This is a genomic window from Mesorhizobium norvegicum (assembly GCF_004919685.1).
GTDB classification, from domain to species: domain Bacteria; phylum Pseudomonadota; class Alphaproteobacteria; order Rhizobiales; family Rhizobiaceae; genus Mesorhizobium; species Mesorhizobium norvegicum.
In genome coordinates this window covers 45,913-52,558 of record NZ_SMYZ01000100.1, presented here as the reverse complement: position 1 = coordinate 52,558, position 6,646 = coordinate 45,913, and the positions used below count along the sequence as shown (strand labels likewise).

The window sequence follows — 6,646 nt, the reverse complement described above, 5'->3', positions numbered from 1 at the left end:
GTCGGCCAAGACGCTGGCCGATCCGCGCAGCCGGCAGGCGCGCGCCGATCTCGCCACTTTCGCGTCCGATGAGCGCATGGTGCAGTTGTGCAATCTCGAAGCCATGGATCAGATCCGGCGATGGCGCACGGATTATCAGCCGGAGCGGGTCGTACCCTATGCAACGGCGCAGGAAAAAATCACTGGAACCACGATCGCCGCGAATGGTGCGGCTTTCCGCAGTCGCAGAAACTGGTATGGTCTGAAGTTCAGATGCCAACTGGCTGGCGACGGCGAAAGCGTCGTCGGCTTCGAATTCCTGGTTGGCGATCTGGTTCCCAAGGAAAAATGGGACGAGCTTGGCCTGCCGGCGGTGCATTGACCTGATACCGGCAGGCTTCATCAGGCAGCCAGCCGGCCGCAATTCCACGGCCGTTGTGTGGTGACCCAAAAAACCTTATCAAGGCGCACGACCGGGCGGTGGTCGTTGCCGTGATTTTGGCACACCTCATTCGCAACAGGATCGCGCTTCGCGCGTGGAAAAATGACAAAAACCCTTCGCAAATCCCTTCGCAAATTCGCCATTGCCATCCCGCTTCTTGCCCTTGGCTTCTATTTCATTCCCATCCTGACGACGATCTTCATCATCTGTGGCCTGATCGACGTGCTGCGCAACGACAGGAAGGATTTGTCACTGTTCAGCGGTTATTTCCTCGGCAATGGCCTGTTCACCTGGCTGCTTTCGCCGTTCAATCTGCTGGTCGATCTGCTGTGCTACAGAAATCCTGGCGTCTGGAAGCTGGAGCAGTTTCCCGCCGACTATCAGCGCGAGGTCAACGAGGTCCTGGACATCTTCAAGGCGCGCAAGGACGAGATCATTGCCGACATCGACGCCAATTTCGGCGCCGGCCGGCGCGGCATGTATGTCTATCAGTGGTACGGCAAGCACAGGATCGACAACGTCGCCGAGTTCAACAAGGATTTCAAATACATCAAGACCATCGCCGTTTCCGTGTTCAGCAAGCGCGAATCGACCTCCTGGCACTTCGGCCCGCTGCGGCTCAGCCTGCGCATTCTCTACAATCTGATCCCGGTGAAATCGGAGATTTTCGTCGAGTGCGGCAACGTCAAGAACTATTGGTACGACAATCCGCTGTTCATCTTCGACGACACGCTGCTGCATCGCTCGGTCAACGAGTATGACGGGCGCCGCTACTGCGTGTTCATGGACATCATCCGTCCGTCCCCGGTTCCCCGCCTCATCGCGGCCATGCTCGCCATCGTCTCGGTCAGCGTCGAGCGCATCAATTCCATGTTCTACAAGAACTGGAAGATGATTGGTTCGACCAAGAAGAAGGCCGGGACGACCTGAGCAGGCAAGTCCTCTAATGCAGCCGGCGCTGCAGGCTGCATTTTAGAATAGGTATGGCAAGCGACGATGTTCAATCTGCTTCTCGTTGTGGTCGGCGGCGGCATCGGCGCCGGCATTCGTCATCTCACCAGCATGGGCGCGCTGCGCCTTGTCGGCCCCAACTATCCCTGGGGTACGATGGCCATCAACATCGTCGGTTCGTTCGCCATGGGCCTGTTCATCGCCATCCTGGCGCGCCGCGGCGGATCGAACGAGCTCAGGCTGTTCGTCGCCACCGGCATCCTCGGCGGCTTCACCACTTTTTCCGCATTCTCGCTCGATTTCGCGACGCTGTGGGAGCGGGGAGCCACGCTGTCGGCGTTCGGATATGCCCTCGCCAGCGTCATTGGCGCCATTATCGCCCTGTTTCTGGGACTTTGGCTCGCAAGAACCGTTTCATAATGCTATTGCCGCGCCGAGAGCAGGCCGAGCCTGCTCGGGAAACGGATAAGCGAAAAGAATATGGCAGGCGTTGAACAGATCACGGTGGAGGCCGGCGAGGCGGGCATGCGGCTCGATCGCTGGTTCAAGACCCATTTCCCGGGCCTTGGTTTCGGCCACCTGCAAAAGCTGCTGCGCTCCGGCCAGATCCGCGTCGACGGCGGCCGGGTCAAGGCCGACACCCGCGTCGAGCCCGGCCAGATGGTCCGCGTTCCACCGCTCGAGGTGGACAAGAAGGGCGAGAGCGCGCTGACCGGTCACTCGATCCGCAACCAGGGCGATGCCGACGTCCTGGCGAAAATGCTGATCCACGAGGATCCCAAGGTTTTCGTCTTCAACAAGCCGGCGGGCCTTGCCGTGCAGGGCGGCTCGGGTGTCACCCGCAATGTCGACGACATGCTGGAGGCCTGGCGCAACCAGAAGGGCGAGAAGCCGCGGCTGGTGCACCGGCTCGACCGCGATACCTCGGGCGTGCTGGTCGTCGCCCGCACCCGCCTTGCCGCCATGAAACTCGCTGAAGCGTTTCGCGCCCGCGAGACCAAGAAGACCTATTGGGCGCTGGTCAAGGGCGTGCCGCCCAAGCGCGAGGACAAGATCTCGACCTGGCTGATCAAGGAGCCGACGCCGGACGGTGACCGCGTCCGTGTCGCCGCGCATGGCGAAAAGGGCGCCGACCACGCCGTAACCTACTACCGCATTATCGAGCAGGCGGCGCAGACGATGACCTGGCTGGAAATGGAGCCCTATACGGGCCGCACGCACCAGCTTCGCGTCCATGCCGCTTACATCGGCTGCCCGATCCTCGGCGATCCGAAATATTTCGAGGCCGACACCAACTGGGATTTTCCCGGCGGCATTCAAAACCGCCTGCACCTGCATGCGCGCCGCATCATCATTCCGCATCCAGACAAGGGCGTCATCGATGTCACCGCGCCGATGCCGCCGCATATGCGGCAGAGCTGGAACCTGATCGGCTTCGACGACGCCAGCGCGGAGGATTGATTGTGAGCGGCGCCGCCGACACGCTCGACCGGCGCGACACGGTCGACTTGGCCGCCGCTGCCATCATGGTCGGCCTGACATTTTCCTGGGGGCTGAACTACGTCGCCGCCAAGATCTCCTACGCCGGCTACGACCCCGTCTTCCTGTCGATCGCGCGCTCGATCATCGGCGGTCTTTGCGTCTTCGCCTGGTGCCGGTGGCGCGGCATAGCGCTTTTCACCCGTGATGGAACATTGCTCGCCGGCATCGCGGTGGGCGCGCTTTTCGGCATCGAGTTCCTTTGCCTTTATGTCGGTCTGGAGCACACCACCGTTGCCCGCAACACGCTGCTGGTCAACACAATGCCGTTCTGGATGCTGCTCGGCGGCCATTTCCTGCTCGGCGAGCAGATCACCCTGCGCAAGTTCCTTGGCCTGCTGCTGGCGTTTGCCGGCCTTGCCGCGGTTTTTTCCGACAAGCTTGGCGGTAGCGGAGACATGCTGTTCGGCGATCTCCTGAGTCTTGGCTCCGGATTTTTCTGGGCCTTGACCAACATCCTCATCAAGCGCTCGAAGCTGGTGGAGGCGAGTGCTGAAAAGCTTCTGCTCTATCAGCTCGCCGGTGCTGCAATCGTCGGCATATTGGTGCTGCCTCTCGCCGGTCCGCCCGTTCGCGACCCCACCGTGTTGCCGACTTTGGCTCTGCTTTTCCAGGCGGTCTACATCGTCGCCTTCACCTATGTGCTGTGGTTCTGGCTGCTGCGGCGCTATCCGGCGTCTGGCCTGTCCAGTTTCACCTTCCTGTCGCCGGTTTTCGGCGTTTTGTGCGGCGCCATGTTCTTGAATGAGCCACTGACCATGCGCATTTTTCTGGCACTTGGCCTGATTGCCGCCGGCCTGATCATCGTCAACCGGCCGGTGCGCAAGCTGACGCCGGTGTGAGAGAGACTTTTATGCGTGATATCCTCAACGACCTTGAAGCGGGCAAATATCTTTCCGATCCCGATCCGGTGCGTCGCGCCCAGATCCAGATGAAGACGCATCTGCCGAAACGCTTCTACAAGACCGTCTCGGTCGCGCCGGTGGACGGTGGCTTTGCCGTGCATCTCGACGGCAAGCCGGTGCGCACACCGGGCAAGGCACTGCTGGCACTGCCGACCGAGGCGGCGGCAGCGCTCGTCGCCGACGAATTCGCCGCACAGGGCGAGACCATTGATCCGGTGGCCATGCCGGTGATGCGGCTGGTGAACACTGCCATCGATGGCGTCGCCAGCGACCCGCAGGCGGTGCTGGAAGACATTCTGCGCTTCGCCTCATCCGATCTGCTCTGCTACCGCGCCGACGCGCCGCAGGGGCTGGTGGAGCGGCAGAACCAGCATTGGGACCCGGTGATCGACTGGGCGAGGGCGACGCTTGGAGCTCGCTTCAATCTCGCCGAGGGGATCATCCATGTCGAGCAGCCACGCGAAAGCATCGCCGTGCTGGGCAGCCATCTTGCCCAGCGCGCCGACCCGCTTCGGCTCGCCGCCATCCATGTGATGACCTCGCTGACCGGCTCGGCGCTACTGGCACTGGCTGTCGATTTCGGCGAACTCGACGCTGAGGCTGCCTGGGCTGCCGGCCATGTCGACGAGGACTGGCAGATCGAGCAATGGGGGCAGGACGCCGAAGCGGTCGCGCGCCGCGCGGCTCGCAAGCGCGACATGATGGCCGCTATCGGCCTGCTCGAAGCGCTCAAGGGCTGACGGGTTTCGCCGCTCGCTCCGCTTCATCCCGCAGCGCACCTAATACCAAAGTCATAATCCCAAAGACGCGCTGCCTTTGGCGGGCGCTTTCTGTCATTTTTTCCGGGATGGCTGTGCTTGAGTCCCGCGTTCGGAGGAGAACACGGACAAATGTCGCGCAGCATCGAGGACAAGGGTCTCACGGGAGGACAACTCAATGGCAATGGCATCAACCGCCGGCGGAGCAAGCCGCGGCATGACGCGAGAGGAGAAGAAGGTCATCTTCGCCTCCTCGCTCGGCACCGTTTTCGAATGGTATGATTTCTATCTCTACGGCTCGCTGGCAGTGTTCATTGGATCGACCTTTTTCAGTCCAGCCATTCCGGAAGCGACGCGCAACATCTTCGCGCTGCTGGCTTTCGCCGCCGGCTTCCTGGTGCGCCCGTTCGGCGCATTGCTGTTCGGCCGCATCGGCGACCTTGTAGGTCGTAAATATACCTTCCTTGTCACCATGACGATCATGGGCCTGTCGACCTTCCTGGTCGGCTTGCTGCCTGGTTATGCGACCTTGGGCATCGCCGCTCCCGTGATCCTGATCATCCTGCGCATGCTGCAGGGCTTGGCACTGGGCGGTGAATATGGCGGCGCGGCCACTTACGTCGCCGAGCATGCGCCGGACAACCGGCGCGGCTACTACACCTCGTGGATCCAGACCACGGCGACGCTCGGCCTGTTCCTGTCGCTGATTGTGATCCTGATCGTCCAGGCTTCATTGAGCAAGGAAAACTATGCTGCCTGGGGCTGGCGTATTCCGTTCATCGTGTCCTTCCTGCTGCTGGGCATCTCGATCTGGATCCGGCTTTCGCTTTCCGAATCGCCGACCTTCCAGCGCATGAAGGATGAGGGCAAGGGCTCCAAGGCGCCGCTGACGGAAGCCTTCGGCCAATGGAAGAATGCCAAGATTGCACTGCTGGCGCTGCTCGGTCTCACCGCCGGCCAGGCCGTGGTGTGGTACAACGGCCAGTTCTACGCGCTGTTCTTCCTGACCAACGTGCTCAAGGTCGACGCGCAGTCGGTCAACATCATGATCGCCATCGCATTGGCGATCGGCTCGATCTTCTTCGTCGTCTTCGGCTGGCTCTCCGACAAGATCGGCCGCAAGCCGATTATTATGGCGGGCCTTGCCTTGGCGATTGTCTGCACCTTCCCGCTGTTCAAGGCACTGACCTGGGCTGCCAATCCGGCGCTTGCCACGGCCCAGCAGAACACGCGGGCGACGGTGACGGCCGCGCCTGGCGACTGCAAGTTCCAGTTCAATCCAGTCGGCACGGCGAAGTTCACGACATCCTGCGATATCGCGACTTCATTCCTGACCAAGAACTCGGTTCCCTATGATGTGGTGTCGACGGCCGCGGCCGGAACACCCGCATCGGTCAAGATCGGCAACGAGTCGGTGGACTCTTATGATGCCGTCGCCGCTGGCGATCAGGCCAAGGCCAAGGACGCAGCCTTCGTGAAAGCGGTCAACATGTCGTTGCGGGACGGCGGCTATCCGCTGAAGCGCGCGGCAATCAAGGTTGCGGACCAGAAGCTCGACGCGTTTGTCGCCGCCAACCCGGAACTCAAGCTGGACGCCGCCGCCATCCGCGCCGGTGAGAAGGCGACGGTGCCGATCGACCAGGCGGTCAAGGACAAGCTGCTGACCACCGACGAGGCAGCTGGCGCACCTGAAGTCACCGTCTACAATATTCCGGGCGGCGGCGCGTTCGCCATGTTCGCCGATCCGGCGGCCGTGAACTGGCCAATGACGATCGGCATACTGTTCATCCTGATCCTGTTCGTGACCATGGTCTACGGGCCGATCGCGGCGATCCTGGTCGAGATGTTCCCAACCCGCATTCGCTACACCGGCATGTCGCTGCCCTATCACATCGGCAATGGCTGGTTCGGTGGCCTGCTGCCGGCCACCGTGTTTGCGCTCAGTGCCTACAAGGGCGACATCTACTACGGCCTTTGGTATCCGGTGGTGATCGCGGCGATAACGCTGGTCATCGGCATGATCTTCGTCAAGGACACGCTTGGCACCGACCTGCACGCCAAGGAATAACCGG

7 protein-coding genes are annotated in these 6,646 nt (G+C 61.7%); all 7 read left to right on the top strand.

Annotated elements, in window-relative coordinates; genetic code table 11:
* Positions 1–361 (top strand): DUF930 domain-containing protein (locus FCU66_RS35085; RefSeq protein WP_136625478.1); only part of this gene is annotated, 361 nt, incomplete at its 5' end.
* Positions 362–523: 162 nt separating this feature from the next.
* Positions 524–1,351: an aspartyl/asparaginyl beta-hydroxylase domain-containing protein gene (locus FCU66_RS35080; RefSeq protein WP_136622449.1), complete on the top strand. Its 828-nt coding sequence runs from the start codon at positions 524–526 to the stop codon at positions 1,349–1,351.
* A 66-nt stretch (positions 1,352–1,417) separates the two neighbouring features.
* Positions 1,418–1,792, top strand: a complete 375-nt coding sequence (gene crcB / locus FCU66_RS35075) for a fluoride efflux transporter CrcB (RefSeq protein ID WP_136622450.1) — start codon at positions 1,418–1,420, stop codon at positions 1,790–1,792.
* Positions 1,793–1,852: 60 nt separating this feature from the next.
* Positions 1,853–2,833, top strand: a complete 981-nt coding sequence (locus FCU66_RS35070) for an RluA family pseudouridine synthase (RefSeq protein ID WP_136622451.1) — start codon at positions 1,853–1,855, stop codon at positions 2,831–2,833.
* A 2-nt stretch (positions 2,834–2,835) separates the two neighbouring features.
* Entirely contained in the window at positions 2,836–3,753 is a 918-nt protein-coding gene (locus FCU66_RS35065; RefSeq protein ID WP_136622452.1) for a DMT family transporter, read from the top strand.
* Between the two features lie 11 nt (positions 3,754–3,764).
* Positions 3,765–4,556, top strand: a complete 792-nt coding sequence (locus FCU66_RS35060; RefSeq protein WP_136622453.1) for an ATP12 family chaperone protein — start codon at positions 3,765–3,767, stop codon at positions 4,554–4,556.
* A gap of 196 nt (positions 4,557–4,752) precedes the next feature.
* A complete protein-coding gene (locus tag FCU66_RS35055) occupies positions 4,753–6,642 on the top strand; it encodes an MFS transporter (RefSeq protein WP_136622454.1) in 1,890 nt (629 codons plus the stop codon).
* The last annotated feature ends 4 nt before the right edge of the window (positions 6,643–6,646 follow it).

Excerpts from the sequence above, each read along its gene's own strand:
- FCU66_RS35080 (WP_136622449.1), top strand. The coding sequence starts at position 524 with ATGACAAAAACCCTTCGCAAATCCCTTCGCAAATTCGCCATTGCCATC.
- crcB (WP_136622450.1), top strand. The coding sequence starts at position 1,418 with ATGTTCAATCTGCTTCTCGTTGTGGTCGGCGGCGGCATCGGCGCCGGC.
- FCU66_RS35070 (WP_136622451.1), top strand. The coding sequence starts at position 1,853 with ATGGCAGGCGTTGAACAGATCACGGTGGAGGCCGGCGAGGCGGGCATG.
- FCU66_RS35060 (WP_136622453.1), top strand. The coding sequence starts at position 3,765 with ATGCGTGATATCCTCAACGACCTTGAAGCGGGCAAATATCTTTCCGAT.
- FCU66_RS35055 (WP_136622454.1), top strand. The coding sequence starts at position 4,753 with ATGGCAATGGCATCAACCGCCGGCGGAGCAAGCCGCGGCATGACGCGA.